The sequence below is a fragment of the Ruegeria sp. CDSC085 genome (assembly GCF_059610465.1).
This window is the reverse complement of record NZ_JBXWNR010000019.1, coordinates 20,420-36,377: the sequence shown is the minus strand read 5'-3', so window position 1 is coordinate 36,377 and position 15,958 is coordinate 20,420. Positions and strand designations below refer to the sequence as shown.

Genomic DNA, 15,958 nt, shown 5'->3' with positions numbered 1-15,958 from the left:
ATATTTTCCCATCAGGAAAAAATATTTCTTGAAGTTGTTTTTAGATTTTCGGCCTGCTAGCGTTCCCCACGGCGAAATTTCAGAGGGCAAAAGCCATGTGCGGAATTGTTGGCCTTTTTTTGAAAGACAGGGCATTAGAGCCTGAGTTGGGTTCAATGCTGACGAACATGCTGGTCACGATGACGGACCGTGGCCCGGACAGTGCAGGTATCGCGATATATGGGGCAGAGGCGGACGGCGCAGTCAAGCTGACCGTGCAATCCGACACGCCAGAGGCGGATTTTGCGACCCTTGCCGTGGATCTTGGGGCCGCCATTGGTGCCGAAGTGACCCTACGCGCAAATTCCACGCACGCGGTTCTGGAGCTGGCCGGTGACAAGGCTGACCAAGCTCGCCAAGCGGTGCGAGAATTACGTCCGGGTTTGCGGGTGATGTCGGATGGCGCGGCCATCGAGATTTACAAAGAGGTTGGCTTGCCCCGCGATGTGGCCGACCGGTTCAGCCTGTCCGCCATGAGCGGCAGCCACGGAATAGGTCACACCCGCATGGCCACCGAATCCGCCGTGACCACCGAAGGCGCACACCCGTTTAACACCGGGTCGGATCAGTGCTTGGTCCACAATGGCTCTTTGTCTAACCACAATGTGCTGCGCCGGAAGCTGAAACGCGAGGGTGTTCGGGTTGAATCCATGAATGACACCGAGGTTGGTGCAGCTTATCTGACGTGGAAAATGCAGAACGGTTCAACGCTGGGTGAGGCGCTGGAGAGCAGTCTTAAGGACCTCGATGGCTTCTTCACCTTTGTTGTGGGCACCAAAGATGGGTTCGGGGTAGTGCGCGATCCCATTGCCTGCAAGCCCGCAGTGATGGCCGAAACCGATAAATACGTGGCTTTTGGTAGCGAATACCGCGCGTTGGTCAATCTGCCCGGTATCGAAGACGCCCGCGTCTGGGAGCCCGAGCCCGCCACTGTCTATTTCTGGAGCCACTGAGATGCAGACCTATGATGTTGCAGAAAACGGCCTGCGGGGTTTGAATGCGGCCCTACAGGCGCAAAGCGACGAAACGAACCAAACCAGTTGGGAAGTGCAGAATCCAAAAGGCAGCCACGCGATTGCCGTGGGTTTGGACGCACCGATTGAAGTGACCGTCAAAGGCTCGACCGGGTACTATTGCGCAGGGATGAACCAACAGGCGACCATCCGGGTTGAGGGCTCGGTTGGGCCGGGAGTGGCCGAAAACATGATGTCTGGCACCGTTGTCGTGGAAGGCGACGCCAGCCAATATGCGGGCGCGACCGGGCATGGTGGGCTTCTGGTGATCAAAGGCAATGCCAGCTCGCGCTGCGGGATTTCGATGAAAGGCATCGACATCGTTGTGCATGGCAATATCGGCCATATGTCCGCGTTCATGGCACAAGCAGGCAATTTGGTTGTGTGCGGCGATGCAGGCGATGCGCTTGGAGACTCGCTGTACGAAGCACGGCTGTTTGTGCGTGGCTCGGTCAAGAGCCTGGGCGCGGATTGCATCGAGAAAGAGATACGGCCGGAACATCTGGAGCTGCTGGCCGATCTGCTGGAGCGTGCCGGGGCCAACGCCCGGCCGGAGGAGTTCAAGCGCTATGGCTCGGCCCGTCAGCTTTACAACTTCGACGTCGACAACACAGCGGCCTACTGAGGACACGGGAATGAAAGAGACTAAGAACAGCATCCCCCGTACCATGCCGATCCAGTCGGCGACTTTCAGCAACCCGATCAACGCGGAAATCCGCAGGGCAGCGGCCACCGGCATCTATGACATTCGTGGTGGTGGGGCGAAACGCAAGGTGCCGCATTTTGATGACCTGCTGTTTCTGGGGGCGTCCGTCTCGCGTTATCCGCTGGAAGGGTACCGTGAGCGGTGCGATACCTCGGTGACGCTCGGTACACGCTTTGCCAAGAATCCGATCCAGCTGGATATCCCGATCACGATCGCGGGTATGAGCTTTGGGGCATTGTCCGGCCCGGCAAAAGAGGCTCTGGGTCGGGGTGCTTCGATGGCTGGGACGTCAACGACCACCGGTGACGGTGGCATGACACCCGAAGAGCGCGGGCACTCGTCCAAGCTGGTCTACCAGTACCTGCCATCGCGCTATGGTATGAACCCCAACGATCTGCGCGAAGCCGACGCCATCGAGATTGTCGTGGGGCAGGGGGCCAAGCCGGGCGGTGGCGGCATGCTGCTGGGTCAGAAGATCAGCGATCGCGTGGCTGAGATGCGCACGCTGCCCAAAGGGATTGACCAGCGTTCGGCCTGTCGTCACCCGGACTGGACCGGGCCGGATGATCTGGAGATCAAAATCCTCGAACTGCGAGAAATCACCGACTGGCAGGTGCCGATCTACGTCAAAGTCGGCGCGACCCGACCTTACTACGACACCGCGCTGGCGGTGAAAGCCGGGGCCGATGTCGTGGTGATGGACGGGATGCAGGGCGGCACCGCTGCCACGCAGGATGTGTTCATCGAACATGTCGGCATTCCGACGCTGGCCTGTATCCGCCCTGCTGTTCAGGCGTTGCAGGACCTGGGTGTGCACCGCGAGGTGCAACTGGTGATCTCGGGCGGCATCCGCACCGGGGCCGATGTGGCCAAGGCGATGGCCTTGGGCGCGGACGCGGTGGCCATCGGTACGGCAGCCCTGATCGCTTTGGGCGACAATGACCCGAAATGGGAGGCTGAGTATCAAAAGCTGGGCACAACCACCGGGGCCTATGACGATTGGCACGAAGGGAAGGACCCTGCGGGCATCACCACGCAGGATCCGAAACTGGCTGCGCGTCTGGATCCGGTCGAGGCCGGTCGTCGCCTGCGCAACTATCTGAAGGTGATGACCTTGGAGGCGCAGACCATCGCACGCGCCTGCGGTCACAATCACCTGCACAATCTGGAGCCCGAGGACCTCTGCGCCTTGACTATGGAGGCGGCTGCGATGGCCAAAGTGCCGTTGGCGGGCACCGACTGGTATCCGGGCAAAGCCGTGTTCTGAACTGCAAACAATACGAAGGCGCGACCCAAAAGGGCGGCGCCTTTCTTCTTTGAACCAACTGGGAAAGGGAAGGTGACCATGACAACAGATCTGGCAGCTTTCGCCAAGGAAAAAGGCGTCAAGTATTTCATGATTTCGTTCACCGATCTGTTCGGTGGGCAGCGGGCCAAATTGGTTCCTGCGCAAGCGATTGCCGACATGCAAGAGGAAGGAGCGGGTTTCGCGGGCTTCGCCACCTATCTCGACATGACCCCGGCGCATCCCGACATGCTGGCTGTGCCTGACCCGTCTTCGGTCATCCAACTGCCGTGGAAACCCGAGGTCGCCTGGGTTGCCGCCAACTGTGTGATGGAAGGCGAGGATGTCGCCCAAGCACCCCGCAACGTCTTGCGCCGCCTGATCTACGAGGCGGCCGCCGAGGGCATGCATGTGAAAACCGGTATCGAGGCCGAATTCTTCCTACTGACCCCGGATGGTGAACAGATCAGCGACCCGTTCGATACCGCCGAAAAGCCCTGTTACGACCAGCAGGCGGTGATGCGCCGCTATGACGTGGTGCGCGAGATTTGCGACTATATGTTGGAACTGGGCTGGGGTCCGTATCAGAACGACCACGAGGACGCCAACGGTCAGTTCGAGATGAACTGGGAGTTTGATGATGTTCTGAAGACCGCCGACAAACACTCCTTCTTCAAGTTCATGACCAAATCGGTGGCCGAGAAGCACGGCTTCCGCGCTACTTTTATGCCTAAGCCGGTCGAAGGTCTGACGGGCAATGGCTGCCATGCCCATATCTCGGTTTGGGATGCGCCCGGTGCTGATGCGAAGACCAACGTATTTGCAGGTGAAGGCGACGGTCCAACGGGCGAGGTTGGCCTGAGCGAGAAGGGCAAGCATTTCCTCGGCGGGATCATGAAGCACGCCAGTGCGCTGGCGGCGATCACCAACCCGACGGTAAACTCCTACAAGCGCATCAATGCACCGCGCACGATGTCGGGTGCCACATGGGCTCCGAATACCGTCACGTGGACGGGCAACAACCGCACACATATGGTCCGCGTCCCTGGACCGGGGCGGTTCGAACTGCGTCTGGCCGATGGTGCGACAAACCCCTACCTGCTGCAGGCCGTGATCATCGCGGCGGGCCTGTCGGGTATCCGCTCAAAGGCGGATCCGGGCCGGCGCTATGACATCGACATGTACGCCGAGGGCCACACGGTCAACGACGCGCCCAAGCTGCCGTTGAACATGCTGGATGCACTGCGCGAATACGACAAAGATGCCGGGCTAAAAGCGGCCCTGGGCGAGGAATTCTCGGCCGCTTACCTAAAGATGAAGCATCAGGAGTGGAATTCGTTTGTCAGCCATTTCTCGCGATGGGAAAAAGAGCATACGCTGGATATCTAATCACGTTGTCAAGATTGCGGGAATAGACTTGGAGCCGGTTCTATTGCGAAGTTTCGGTTGGGTGAAGCTAATTACCTGATACGCACCCTCATCGTAACAAACTAGACCCCAGCCGGATTCTCCACATCCCTTCCCAAGGCAGCGAGGTCTGAGTATCGGTCGCCGATCCGGTGGTGCGGGCGACCACGGGTTGATGCCCCCAGAGCCACAACAAGCTCATCCACATCCGGCGCGTCGTAAATCGAGAACTGCACTGTCAGGTAATGCGACCGCCGCCCGGTATCATGTTTGTCCATCAGCGGGATCTGAATTTGGGTGTTCGCGGGCCCTCGCGTGTTTGTGAAACCGAGATAGCTTTTTGCACCCACTGCCTCACGATAATAATTTCCGTATTGCAGGGTGTGAATAAGCGCGGAGGCATGTTCAATCTCACAACTTGTCCCGGCGATACAGGCTTTTCCGTAGGCTTCTATCGCATCGCCTGACCCCGCCAGAGCGATCAGTCTGTTGGTGAGCATCTCTCCCAGAACTGGCGCCATGCGCTGAATCTCTGGTGAAAGATCATCGACAAAGCCACGTCGTGCCCAAGGGTTTCTGACCACCGCTGCCACGCCGATCATGCGCAACACGGGTTCCGAAGGTCGGCCTCCTTCTGTGTGAATATCCTCATCAAAGGTGACTACCTTGCGCAATTCGGGGATCATATTGCTTCTCCTGTCAAACGTGATAGCTGTGGTGCCCGGTCGGTGTGTGTACGACGCCTTCGACTTCAGTTCCGTGGTAGAAACCAAATGTACCGTGGCTGTTTTCCTTTGCGTAACGGCGCAACATCGAATTTTCAGCCCCGTCGCGTACGCGTTCCAGCGGCAAGTCGCCGAGATCAAAGTATTGCATGCCGTCAGGGGGCTGCCCATGAACGCTTCCGTGGTAGATGATCCGCTGCGTCCCACTTTTGGATATTCGATAAACCGCATAAGGATGCGCCAGCTCTACAATCAAATCTCGGTTTGACAGATCAGTGATCAGCCCATCTGCAGAATTGTTATTTGCAGGAGCAACCGGCACTGAAATGTGCCCGCTTTTGTCAACGGAGAGTAGGACCCGATCTTCGTTGGCCAGTACCGCTCCGACGGTCACACCACCTGCAGTGGCGGCCTCTGTCAGGGCACTGTTGAGCCCCAAATCGAAATAGGCACCGCGAAAGTAGCCCAGCGGATGTCCCTCGCGCGTTTCGAAGTCCTCCACGCGGCCGATCAGGATCAGATGGTCACCAGCATCGACCAAACGGTGTCGGGCACAGCTGAACCGGGCGAGCGCACCGTCTATCGTGGGCATGTTCCGCGCGTCAGGTTGCCAGGCTGCAATGTCGAATTTTTTGGCTGATTGAGACGCGAAAAGGCCCGAGATTTCTTTTTGGTCGTCCGACAGGACGTTGACCGTGAAATGATCCGCCTGCAGGAAGGTTTCAAAGGACAAGGCCTGCTTACCGACACAAACCAGGAGTAGAGGTGGGTCGAGAGAAACGGAGGTAAATGAGTTCGCCGTGAACCCGCGCGGGGTCCCGTCCGGCTGCCGGGTAGTTACCACTGTCACACCGGTGGCAAAGCGCCCGAAGGCGTCGCGCAGCGCCTTCCCGGCTAAGGGTTCCGTCGACTCCGGTGGGGTCAATCCTTCCAGAATGCTATTGTGCTCACCTAGCGCAGGAGGGGTCGTCAGTGCACCTTGGCGGTGTCGACCGAACCGCAACGGGTTTGCTGCTACGATCCAAGGTTCATGTCCCGCATCCGGATGGGGGACCTTCGCCAGCATGCCGCGACTGGCTACATGAGGGTCGGCCGCGATGTCCGAGATAGTGTTCATCGGGCCGAACGGGACCTGGCCACCCAGTGTTGCCGTCAATTGCTCCTTAGTCCGTTGTCGGGTCCAATCGCGTACGATTTTGTTGACTTCGGAAGCATGGTTGGCCCGGGCCGCCCTTGTGGAGAAGCGGTCATCTTGTCCAAGTGACGGTTGCCCCATCAGCCGCGTCAAAAGCTGCCAAAACGCGTCATCGACAATACCAAGCGCGATGTGGCCATCGGCTGCAGGGTAAAGGCCAAACGGGGAAAGGAATGGATGCCCGTTGCCTTCCGGTCCGGGCACCTCTCCTGTCACGTCATGCAAGTAAACCATTCTTTCGCAGAGCGAGATCATGGCATCATACATGGCCACATCCACAAACTGCCCTTTGCCCGTCGCTTCGGCCTCGCGCAGGGCGGTCATGATACCGAAAGCCATCATCATGCCGGTGAATATGTCACCCACCCCAGGTCCGGTCTTGGTGGGTGTGTCAGCATTCGGTCCGGTGACGGACATCAGACCGCCCATGGCCTGCGCAACCACATCGTACGAAGGCCAGTTGGCATAGGGGCTTTGGCCTGTGCGCGGGTCGCCAAAGCCACGGATCGCGGCATAGACGAGCCGGGGGTTGTCGGCAGCAAGGCTTTCATAAGACAGGCCAAGGCGATCCATCACGCCCGGGCGGAAATTCTCGACGATGACGTCCGCCGTTGCCGCAAGTTCTCGAAAAGTCGCGCAGCCCTCGGACGATTTCAGATCAAGCTGCACGCTTTTCTTGCCGCGGTTCAGGCTTACAAAGTAGCCGGCCCAGGCATGATCCGGATCGTCTTGACGGAACGGTCCGTTGCCGCGGCTGGTGTCGCCATGTTTGCCTTCGATCTTGATCACCTCGGCCCCGTGATCCGCCAGATGCATTGTACAATAGGGACCTGAAAGCATCCGGCTCAAATCCAACACACGCAGGCCTTTGAGGATTTTGGTGCTCATGGCTTCAGATCCAGATTGTTGAGAAAGCTGCGGAGTGGCTTGTTCACTGCGTCCGGGTCTTCGGCAAGTGCCATATGCCGCAGTCCCGGGAGGATAAGTGCACTGCCCCCCGCAATCTCGCTTGCGATGGCATAGGCCATGTCAGGCCCGTTGCCGAAATCCTCATCACCGGTAATCACCAGCGCCGGGCAAGAAATCGGCGGGCTTGGCGCAACAATTTCGTCGATACCATCGGCCAGCACGCGATAGATGGTGTGGTAAATTGCTTTGTCATTGGCCATGACCCAGTCGCGTACCGTCTCCATCATACGAGGGTTGGACTGGCGGAACGCATCGGTGAACCACCGGTCCAGCGCAGCTTCGACCGTTGCCTTTGGTCCGTCCCGCCGTGCCTGTTCCACCCGTTTCAAGATTGCCTCTTGTGCGGCGTCGGTCCGTTTGTGAGGGGAATGAAGGATCACCAGAGCTGAAACCCGTTGTGGCACATCCTGGGCAAACCGACGCGCGATCATGCCACCCAACGAGAACCCTGCGATAACAGCGCTTTGGATGGCGCAGTGGTCCAGCAAGCTCTCTAGCTGGCGTGAAAACATTGAAAGGCTGGGGCGTTCGGGTGGCGGGGCACTTTGCCCATGACCATATAGATCATAGGTGAGAACGCGAAAGCGATCAGACAGTGCAGGGATCGTCCATTGCCAGCAATCCTGGTTCAGGCCCAGCCCATGGATCATTACCACAACAAGCGCACCTTCTGGTCCTGTCATTTTGAAATGGGTTCCGTCTGGTGCAATGCCCATCAGGATTGGTCCTTGAGGGGGCGATAGGCTACGACTTCGACCTCAACGCGGGCATCCACCAGAAGATCGCTGACCACAGCCGACCGGGTTGGAGGCTCAACTGGAAAATAGTCGGCGTAGACGGCGTTAAATCCAGGGAAATCGTCGCGCTCCCGCAGCCAGACCATGGCCTTGACGACATCGTCGCGGGTGCAGCCTGCCTTGGCCAGTGTCTTGGTGATGTCGTCCAAAACTGCGCGGGTCTGCTCTTCGATGGTGCCATCGGTCATAGGCACGCCGTCTCGCATAGGAATTTGCCCTGTCAGAAAAACGAAATCACCTGCCCGAATGGCGCGGGACAGCGACAGAACCCGTCCGCCAATTTCCAGTGGACCTCCGATAACCTGCTTTTTGCTACCCATTTCCAAGCCTCCCTTTGGAACAGCCTGCACCCATGATCGGATGCGAGGCCCGGATTTTTCGACAGACTGCGTCGTATTTTCATAACCCTGAGGCGCGAAAGCAGACATGAATAGGGAGGCAACAATTAGGGGGGAGGCACGCCATGGCTGATGTCAAAAACTATCAGATGCTGATTGATGGCGACTGGGTCGACGCTGCGGATGGCGGTACTTTTGACAGCGTCAACCCAGCCAATGGTGAGGTCTGGAGCCGTGTTCCAGAGGCAACTGAGGATGATATAAACCGCGCAGTCACCGCGGCGCACACTGCTTTTGTCGGCGGGCCGTGGGCGCGTATGACACCGACCGAGCGCGGCAAATGCCTGCGCAAGCTGGGCGATCTTCTAGCGGATCATTCCGAAGAGCTGGGACGAACTGAATCCATCGACACCGGCAAGATGCTCAAGGAAACGCGTTGGCAAGCCAAGTACATTGCCGAGTTTTTCCACTTTTTTGCTGGGTGTGCGGATAAGGTAAGCGGCGAGACACTGCCCATCGACAAACCTGACATGTTTGTCTTTACCAAGCGCGAACCTCTGGGCGTGGTTGCTGCCGTGGTGCCATGGAATTCGCAATTGTTCCTTGTAGCGGTCAAGATCGGCCCGGCATTGGCTGCCGGGAATACGGTTGTTCTGAAAGCATCCGAACATGCCAGCGCGGCCATGCTGGAGTTTGGGCGACTTGTCGAAATGGCCGGTATCCCGCCTGGTGTGGTCAACATCGTAACGGGTCATGGTGAGCCCTGTGGACGGGCTTTGACCGGGCATCCACTGGTGGCGCGCGTCTCTTTTACCGGTGGCCCAAATGCCGCGCGCCATGTGCTGGAAAACGCAAAACGCAACTTTGCCGAGGTCTCATTGGAACTGGGCGGCAAGTCGCCCTTCATTGTTTTTGATGACGCCAATATCGAAAGTGCAGTCAATGCCTCGATTGCCGGTATCTTTGGCGCGACAGGGCAAAGCTGCGTCGCCGGCTCGCGGCTCTACTTGCACGAGGACATCGCGGATGAGTTTCTCGACAGGATGGTGGCGCAGGCGCAGCAGATCCTCATTGGCGATCCACTGGCCGAGGAAACTCAGATGGGGCCGCTTTGCACCCCTGGACAGTTGGACCACATCCAACGCGAGGTTGCCTTCGCTCAGGAAGAGGGCGGCACAGTTCTGGTGGGGGGCAAGCAGCCGGAAGGCAAAGCAGGGCTATATTTCGAGCCAACCATCATCGACTGCCCACGGCAGGATCTGCGTATCGTCGATACAGAGCTTTTCGGCCCTGTACTTTGCGTCCAGCGTTTTAAGACCGAATCTGAGGTGCTGGAACTGGCCAACGATACCGAACATGGGCTGGCGGCGGGCATCTTTACCACCGACGGCGCGCGATCCTTGCGCATGGCAAATGCGGTGCGTGCCGGCATCGTCTGGGTGAACACCTACCGTGTTGTGTCGCCGATAGCGGAGTTTGGTGGCGTTAAAGGATCAGGCTATGGCCGCGAAAGCGGGTTCCAGGCGATCTACGATTACACCCGGCCCAAGACGGTCTGGATGAACACATCGGATGAGCCGATGGCGAATCCGTTTGTAATGCGCTGAGGGAGGTGAGCATGAAATTCCAACTTGCCGTAAACATGGAGCGGATCGACAACAGTATTGATATGAAAGACGTCGCGCGCCACACATTGGAGATGGTGCAAATCGCCGAAGATGGCGGTTTCAATATCGTCTGGTCTGCCGAACATCACGCGCTGGAAATGACCATTGCCCCGAACCCGTTTCAATTGCTGACTTGGTGGTCGTCCGAGACCAGCCGGATCCGGCTTGGTACGGCAGTGGCCACTGCGGCCTACTGGCATCCGATCAATCTGGCGGGCGAGGCTGCCTTCACCGACCTGATCAGTGGAGGGCGGCTCGAGTTTGGCATTGGATCGGGGGCTTATCAGCGAGAGTTTGACCGCATGAAGCCGGGCCTCAAGCAATCCGACGCCTGGCGCTACATGCAAGAAATGCTACCGGCCGTACGCGCGCTTTGGCGCGGGGACTATGCGCATGACGGAGAGTTCTGGCAATTTCCGACCTCAACATCCGTTCCAAAACCGGTTCAGGACGAGGTGCCGGTCTGGGTCGCTGCGCGATCACCGATCACCTACGACTATGCCATGCGCGAGCGCTGCCACGTGAATTGCTGGCCGTTGACCAGACCCTTTGCCGAGGCGGAACTATACAAGCGCCAGCTGGACGAGGCCATCGCCAAGGCAGACAATGGATGGCACCCCCGCTTCGCTTTGATGCGGCACGCCTGTGTCTACGACAACGATTCCGATCGCGATCAAGCCCTCGCGGCCATTCGCCGACTGCTTTCTCAATTCGAGAACCTATTCCGAAACGCCGGTGATGTCGTGAACGGTTTCCCCGCCCCCCTGTCGCTTGATGAGATCAAAGGGCGCGAGCAATACGATCCGCTGATGCTAGAGGAAAACCTCATGTTCGGGAATCCGGACACCATCATCGCCAAGCTCAAGCGCTATGAGGCTTTGGGTGTGAACGAATTCATCTACTATGCCTCGATGGGGCTTGATCACGCGGCGCAGCAGCGATCCTTGCGCATGTTCTGCGACGAGGTCATGCCGGAATTCAAGGAGGGCTGAAGCCATGTCAGATGGAGTCAAGATAAGCCGCGACGGCCACGTTCTGGAAGTTATGCTAGAGCGGGGCAAGGTAAACGCGATTGACGTGCCCACCAGTCAGGCCTTGGCCGCGGCGTTTCAAGAGCTGCACGAGGACAAAGACTTGCGTTGCGCGATCCTGACCGGGGGCGGAGATCGGATTTTCTCGGCCGGGTGGGATTTGAAGGCCCTGAACGAGGGCGAAATGCAACTCGACAACTGGTGGGAGAGTGATGACTACGGGTTTGGCGGGTTCACGGGTCTGACCGAGAATTGGGCGCTCAACAAGCCGGTTATCGCGGCGATCAACGGTCTTGCCATCGGCGGTGGATTCGAGATGGCCATGGCCTGTGATCTGCTGATTGCGGCGGATCATGTGGAGTTTGGCCTGCCTGAAATGCCTTTGGGCATCGTTCCAGATGCGGGGGCACTACAACGCTTGCCTCGGAGAATACCGCACAATATCGCGATGGAGATGTTTCTATTGGGCCGTCGCATGACCGCCACCGAGGCAGCGCATTACGGGTTGGTCAACAAGGTGGTTCCAAAGGATCAATTGATGACAGCGGCCCGGGAATGGGCGGCCTCGATTGCCTGGTCAGCGCCTCTTGCAATGCAATCTGTCAAAGAAGTGCAGCGCGAGATCGAGTGCGTGCCGCTTGAACAGGCTTTTCACAAAATGCGAACCGATCCGATGCCGATCTACCGCAAGATGCTGAAATCTGATGACGCGGCCGAAGGTGTCGCGGCTTTTGTCGAAAAGCGTGAACCCAAATTCAAGGGTGAGTGATGTATCCTGATCCCTCCTCAATCACCCGCATCACGAGTATTGGCGCTGGGCCCATCGGCGGAGGTTGGACCGCGCATTTTCTTGCGCGTGGCTATGATGTGACCGCCTATTTGCATGACGCAAGTGAAACGGATGCTTTCCACGCGATCCTGCATACTGCTTGGAAAAGCTTGAGGGATTTGGGCCTTGCTGCTGGCGCGTCGCTTGACCGTTTGCGTATTGTTACTGATCTGGAGGCTGCACTGGACGGCGCCGAATTTGTGCAGGAAAGCGCGCCCGAGCGTCTTGAGATCAAGCAGGCACTTTATCAACGACTCGGGCTCATTTTGCCAACAGACGTCGTGATTGGCTCTTCCACGTCCGGCTTGATGATGACCGACATCCAAGCGACTTGCGCGACACCGGAACGCTGTGTGATCGGCCATCCCTTCAATCCACCCTATTTGCTACCACTGGTCGAAATCGTGGGCGGCGAACAGACATCACCAGAGGCGGTGGCTTGGGCCGGGAAATTCTACGAAATCGCGGGCAAGGCCCCGTTGATGATGAAAAAAGAGATCCCCGGCTTTGTCGCGACCCGACTGCAAGAAGCGCTGTGGCGAGAGGCCCTGCATATGGTCGCCAATGGAGAGGCAACGCCGGAAGACATCGACATTGCGCTCATGAACGGCCCGGCGCCTCGTATGGTCTCGCAGGGTCAGTGTATGGCTTTTCACGTGGCCTGTGGTGCCGGAGGCATGGCCACCAACCTGGATCAGTTCGGTCCGGCGCTTAAACTGCCTTGGACTCGGTTGGAGGCACCTGAGCTGACGAAGGAATTGCGCGATCGCATGGTCGATGGCTGCAACGCTGTCGCCGGCGACCGAGATTTCGAGGACCTGGCAGCCCAACGAGATCGCGAAATAGTTGCAGTGCTGAATGCTCTTCGTCAGTCCCGCGGGGGATAACCTTGAGCGGGCACGTTGTTCAGAATGGACAAGAAATCCGAGAGAGAGCCGGGCCAGCTGGGTGCCGGCTCGCTTTTCGGCCATGCCTCACGGTATTCGGATGGGCGCCGGCCGAAGAATTTACCGAATGAATAGGCAAAATGTGACAGTGTATTGAATCCTGATGCGGTGGCAATCTCGCGTACACTGAGGTCGGTCGAAATCAACAGTAGGCGAGCATTCTGCAATCGGCGCAATAAGCCGAATTGCACCACGGTACAGCCCACGTGTTTCTTGAATTGGCGTTCCAGTTGACGCTGAGAAACACCCAGAACATCAGCGATTTGGGGCACCTTGAGCGGCTCTTCTATGTTTTCTTCGATCAGGGTCATCGCTTCTCGGATCAACGGAAGCATGGTTTCCGTGCTCCGGCCCATGGTGCTGCGCTGGGGTGAGGCGGCGTCGCGAATGGGGTGATGCAGCATCTGGTCTGCAATCTCCCCCGAAAAGCCGCTGTCGCTGATGGATTCAATCAGCCTTAGCATCAGATCGACCCCAGCCAACCCGCCCGCGCACGTCATTACCTTGCCGTCAATAGTGAACAGACACTCATGGACATCGACCCGATCAAAGGACTCCCGGAACCCGCTCAACCACGACCAGTGAATAGTCGCAGGTTTGCCGTCCAACAGACCTGCACGTGCGACGATGTAGCTGCCCAATTCAACGCCGCAAACAGTTTCGCCTGCGCGTGCGCGTTTTCGCAACCAGGTGAGTAAAGCGGTGTTTTCGTAGTGTTCAGTACCCCAACTGCCCAACACAAACACAAAATCTGCCGGAGTGAGGCTCCCGTAGTCGGTGTCAACTGCGGTCGTCATGCCATTGCTGGCAACAATTTCAGGACCGTCGAACGAGACGATGTCCCAGGAAAACATCGGTTCTGGCGCCAGGTAATTTGCGATCCGCATGGTTTCGATCATGGTGATCAGCGTGGTCAGGTTGAAACGCGGGACAACGACAAATACGGCATGCCGTTTAGCCCGAGCCATATGCGTTGTGATGTCGACATGCATTGGTTTTACCAAGAAGCTTTAGGTCAGATTTTTCGCCATTCTAACCTAATCTGTGGCGGATAATCGACATCTTTATCCGTCAATCGCGCGGCAATCTAGGTAAAAAGGGGGGCTCGGATATGACCTACGAAGTTGTGCTGACCTGCGCAGTTACCGGTGCGGGAGATACGACCGGCAAGAGCCCTCACGTGCCGGTGACCCCGAAAGAAATTGCTGATGCGGCAATCGAAGCCGCCAGGGCAGGGGCCTCTGCCGCGCATGTGCATGCGCGTGATCCTGAAACGGGGCAAGGCTCGCGCGATCCGGCGCTCTTCAAGGAAATCGTGGATCGAATACGCGAAAGCGATACGGATGTGGTCATCAATGTTACGGCAGGTATGGGGGGAGATTGGATTTCAGACTCGTCCAATCCCGCCATGCCCGGTCCGGGCACCGACATGATCGGACCAGAAGAACGGCTGGCCCATATCAAGGAATGCCTGCCTGAAATCTGCTCTCTCGATTGTGGCACGCTGAATTTTTCCGACACGGACATGATCTATATTTCCACGCCACCGACACTGCGTCGGATGGCGGCACTGGTTCAGGAATGGGGTGTGAAGCCCGAGCTTGAGGTCTTTGATCTCGGCCATATCCGATTTGCCAAGGCGATGGTGGAGGAGGGGCTGATTGATGCTCCGCCGATGTTCCAGTTGTGCCTTGGAATTCCATGGGGGGCCGATCAAACGGTGGAAACCATGGCGGCCATGAAGGCGCAACTGCCCGTAGGCGCCAGCTGGGCCAGTTTTGGGATTGGGCGGGGGCAGATGCCGATGGCAGCCGCAGCTGTCGCGCTTGGCGGGAATGTGCGTGTCGGTCTTGAGGACAACATCTACCTTGATCGCGGGGTTCTGGCGACAAACGGCCAGCTTGTCACCCGCGCCCGAGAGATTATCGAACGGATGGGTGGGCGGATCCTGACACCGCAAGAGTCGCGCAACAAGCTGAACCTGAGGGGGGCGGATGGCTGATCCAACCCAAACCGGTAGCTTGCAAATTCGCAATGTCTCCAAGTTTTTTGGTCAGTTCCGTGCTGTCAACGACATCTGCCTGGATATCCGAAATGGAGAGTTCCTGACGCTGTTGGGCCCGTCGGGATCGGGCAAAACCACCTTGTTGATGATGATCGCCGGGTTTCTCGACATATCGAAAGGAGAGATTGCGCTGGACGGTGCGTCCATCTCGGATGTGCCCGCCGAAAAGCGCAATTTCGGCATGGTGTTTCAAGGATATGCTCTGTTCCCCCATATGACTGTTCGCGACAACGTGGGTTATGCGCTAAGCGTGCGTAAACGCCCCGCCGACGAAATTCGGAACCGTGTCGACGAGATGCTGGAGCTGGTTCAGCTTCAGGAGTTTGCAGATCGCAAACCGGGGCAGTTGTCTGGTGGTCAGCAACAACGCGTGGCCCTTGCACGTGCCTTGTGCTTTGCGCCGCCTGTGCTGTTGCTGGACGAACCGCTGGGAGCGCTGGACAAAAAGCTGCGTGTCGAAGTGCAGGAGCAGCTCAAGGACATTCATCGCCGCGTTGGCACTACCTTCATCTATGTCACTCATGATCAGGAAGAGGCACTGTCGATGTCTGACCGCATTGTGATCATGCGCGACGGCGCGATCGAGCAGGTCGGAACGCCAAAAGAGCTGTACGAGCGCCCGATCAATCAGTTCACCGCCAGTTTCCTCGGGAAATCGAACTTTATTCATCAAAACGGAAAGGTCTTTGCCCTGCGCCCGGAAAAAATTGATCTGATGCCTGGCAACGAAAACGCCGAGGCCCGGATGAGGGGTGCCATTCGCAACATAACCTATTTTGGCTCGATGCAGAGGATCATCGTGGATACCGACGAAGGGGCCGAGATCGAGGTCGATATCGACGTCTGGCGCAACGCCTCTGATCTGGCAGAGGGGTTGCGTGTGGATTTGCTTTGGAAAGATTCAGCAGCAGTGGAGCTACAAACGGGCTAGGCACCCCAACACAG

General features: G+C 57.9%; 15 protein-coding genes. 10 read left to right on the top strand and 5 right to left on the bottom strand.

Annotated elements, in window-relative coordinates:
* Positions 1-95 precede the first annotated feature (95 nt).
* The 4 genes from AC2FJB_RS19425 (at position 96) to glnT (ending at position 4,432) form a co-directional block, all read left to right on the top strand.
* A complete protein-coding gene (locus AC2FJB_RS19425) occupies positions 96-992 on the top strand; it encodes a class II glutamine amidotransferase (protein WP_496720206.1) in 897 nt (298 codons plus the stop codon).
* A 1-nt stretch (position 993) separates the two neighbouring features.
* A complete protein-coding gene (locus AC2FJB_RS19420) occupies positions 994-1,677 on the top strand; it encodes a GltB/FmdC/FwdC-like GXGXG domain-containing protein (protein WP_171647128.1) in 684 nt (227 codons plus the stop codon).
* A gap of 10 nt (positions 1,678-1,687) precedes the next feature.
* The gene (locus tag AC2FJB_RS19415; RefSeq protein WP_475199591.1) at positions 1,688-3,025 is read left to right on the top strand and encodes an FMN-binding glutamate synthase family protein; all 1,338 of its coding nucleotides are present in this window, start codon (positions 1,688-1,690) and stop codon (positions 3,023-3,025) included.
* Positions 3,026-3,103: 78 nt separating this feature from the next.
* Positions 3,104-4,432 carry a type III glutamate--ammonia ligase gene (glnT, locus tag AC2FJB_RS19410; RefSeq protein WP_496720203.1) on the top strand — a complete coding sequence of 443 codons (1,329 nt, stop codon included), beginning with the start codon at positions 3,104-3,106 and terminating at the stop codon, positions 4,430-4,432.
* Between the two features lie 101 nt (positions 4,433-4,533).
* Here the strand turns inward: glnT and AC2FJB_RS19405 are convergent, their stop codons facing one another.
* The 4 genes from AC2FJB_RS19405 to AC2FJB_RS19390 are packed head-to-tail and all read right to left on the bottom strand — an operon-like array spanning position 4,534 to position 8,456.
* A complete protein-coding gene (locus AC2FJB_RS19405) occupies positions 4,534-5,136 on the bottom strand; it encodes an amino acid synthesis family protein (RefSeq protein WP_170575273.1) in 603 nt (200 codons plus the stop codon).
* A 13-nt stretch (positions 5,137-5,149) separates the two neighbouring features.
* Complete coding sequence (locus tag AC2FJB_RS19400) at positions 5,150-7,258, bottom strand: CoA transferase (RefSeq protein ID WP_209509666.1); 2,109 nt, start codon at positions 7,256-7,258, stop codon at positions 5,150-5,152.
* Positions 7,255-8,055 (bottom strand): alpha/beta fold hydrolase, encoded by an 801-nt coding sequence (locus AC2FJB_RS19395; protein ID WP_496818902.1) that lies wholly within the window; start codon positions 8,053-8,055, stop codon positions 7,255-7,257. The genes AC2FJB_RS19400 and AC2FJB_RS19395 overlap by 4 nt, the downstream gene beginning before the upstream one ends.
* Complete coding sequence (locus tag AC2FJB_RS19390; RefSeq protein WP_170575266.1) at positions 8,055-8,456, bottom strand: RidA family protein; 402 nt, start codon at positions 8,454-8,456, stop codon at positions 8,055-8,057. The genes AC2FJB_RS19395 and AC2FJB_RS19390 overlap by 1 nt, the downstream gene beginning before the upstream one ends.
* A 143-nt stretch (positions 8,457-8,599) precedes the next feature.
* Here AC2FJB_RS19390 and AC2FJB_RS19385 point away from each other — a divergent pair, with 143 nt between their 5' ends.
* Genes AC2FJB_RS19385 through AC2FJB_RS19370 form a run of 4 tightly spaced genes read left to right on the top strand, consistent with a single transcriptional unit; the run spans position 8,600 to position 12,888 of the window.
* Positions 8,600-10,081, top strand: a complete 1,482-nt coding sequence (locus tag AC2FJB_RS19385) for an aldehyde dehydrogenase (RefSeq protein WP_170740612.1) — start codon at positions 8,600-8,602, stop codon at positions 10,079-10,081.
* A gap of 11 nt (positions 10,082-10,092) precedes the next feature.
* Positions 10,093-11,133, top strand: a complete 1,041-nt coding sequence (locus AC2FJB_RS19380; RefSeq protein WP_496720198.1) for an LLM class flavin-dependent oxidoreductase — start codon at positions 10,093-10,095, stop codon at positions 11,131-11,133.
* Between the two features lie 4 nt (positions 11,134-11,137).
* Positions 11,138-11,941 (top strand): carnitinyl-CoA dehydratase, encoded by an 804-nt coding sequence (locus AC2FJB_RS19375; RefSeq protein WP_170686487.1) that lies wholly within the window; start codon positions 11,138-11,140, stop codon positions 11,939-11,941.
* Positions 11,941-12,888 carry a 3-hydroxyacyl-CoA dehydrogenase NAD-binding domain-containing protein gene (locus AC2FJB_RS19370; protein WP_170686488.1) on the top strand — a complete coding sequence of 316 codons (948 nt, stop codon included), beginning with the start codon at positions 11,941-11,943 and terminating at the stop codon, positions 12,886-12,888. The genes AC2FJB_RS19375 and AC2FJB_RS19370 overlap by 1 nt, the downstream gene beginning before the upstream one ends.
* Here the strand turns inward: AC2FJB_RS19370 and AC2FJB_RS19365 are convergent.
* A complete protein-coding gene (locus AC2FJB_RS19365) occupies positions 12,870-13,940 on the bottom strand; it encodes a GlxA family transcriptional regulator (protein WP_170508305.1) in 1,071 nt (356 codons plus the stop codon). The genes AC2FJB_RS19370 and AC2FJB_RS19365 overlap by 19 nt on opposite strands.
* Before the next feature lie 119 nt (positions 13,941-14,059).
* Between AC2FJB_RS19365 and AC2FJB_RS19360 the strand changes: the two genes are divergently transcribed.
* Both AC2FJB_RS19360 and AC2FJB_RS19355 read left to right on the top strand, forming a co-directional pair.
* Entirely contained in the window at positions 14,060-14,950 is an 891-nt protein-coding gene (locus AC2FJB_RS19360; RefSeq protein WP_496720195.1) for a beta-keto acid cleavage family enzyme, read from the top strand.
* A complete protein-coding gene (locus tag AC2FJB_RS19355; protein WP_082643491.1) occupies positions 14,943-15,944 on the top strand; it encodes an ABC transporter ATP-binding protein in 1,002 nt (333 codons plus the stop codon). The genes AC2FJB_RS19360 and AC2FJB_RS19355 overlap by 8 nt, the downstream gene beginning before the upstream one ends.
* Positions 15,945-15,958: the final 14 nt, after the last annotated feature.

Coding starts and splice junctions, on each gene's coding strand:
- glnT (WP_496720203.1), top strand. CDS start 3,104: ATGACAACAGATCTGGCAGCTTTCGCCAAGGAAAAAGGCGTCAAGTAT.
- AC2FJB_RS19385 (WP_170740612.1), top strand. CDS start 8,600: ATGGCTGATGTCAAAAACTATCAGATGCTGATTGATGGCGACTGGGTC.
- AC2FJB_RS19355 (WP_082643491.1), top strand. CDS start 14,943: ATGGCTGATCCAACCCAAACCGGTAGCTTGCAAATTCGCAATGTCTCC.
- AC2FJB_RS19395 (WP_496818902.1), bottom strand. CDS start 8,055: ATGGGCATTGCACCAGACGGAACCCATTTCAAAATGACAGGACCAGAA.
- AC2FJB_RS19375 (WP_170686487.1), top strand. CDS start 11,138: ATGTCAGATGGAGTCAAGATAAGCCGCGACGGCCACGTTCTGGAAGTT.
- AC2FJB_RS19425 (WP_496720206.1), top strand. CDS start 96: ATGTGCGGAATTGTTGGCCTTTTTTTGAAAGACAGGGCATTAGAGCCT.
- AC2FJB_RS19365 (WP_170508305.1), bottom strand. CDS start 13,940: ATGCATGTCGACATCACAACGCATATGGCTCGGGCTAAACGGCATGCC.
- AC2FJB_RS19360 (WP_496720195.1), top strand. CDS start 14,060: ATGACCTACGAAGTTGTGCTGACCTGCGCAGTTACCGGTGCGGGAGAT.
- AC2FJB_RS19405 (WP_170575273.1), bottom strand. CDS start 5,136: ATGATCCCCGAATTGCGCAAGGTAGTCACCTTTGATGAGGATATTCAC.
- AC2FJB_RS19400 (WP_209509666.1), bottom strand. CDS start 7,258: ATGAGCACCAAAATCCTCAAAGGCCTGCGTGTGTTGGATTTGAGCCGG.
- AC2FJB_RS19415 (WP_475199591.1), top strand. CDS start 1,688: ATGAAAGAGACTAAGAACAGCATCCCCCGTACCATGCCGATCCAGTCG.
- AC2FJB_RS19420 (WP_171647128.1), top strand. CDS start 994: ATGCAGACCTATGATGTTGCAGAAAACGGCCTGCGGGGTTTGAATGCG.
- AC2FJB_RS19370 (WP_170686488.1), top strand. CDS start 11,941: ATGTATCCTGATCCCTCCTCAATCACCCGCATCACGAGTATTGGCGCT.
- AC2FJB_RS19390 (WP_170575266.1), bottom strand. CDS start 8,456: ATGGGTAGCAAAAAGCAGGTTATCGGAGGTCCACTGGAAATTGGCGGA.
- AC2FJB_RS19380 (WP_496720198.1), top strand. CDS start 10,093: ATGAAATTCCAACTTGCCGTAAACATGGAGCGGATCGACAACAGTATT.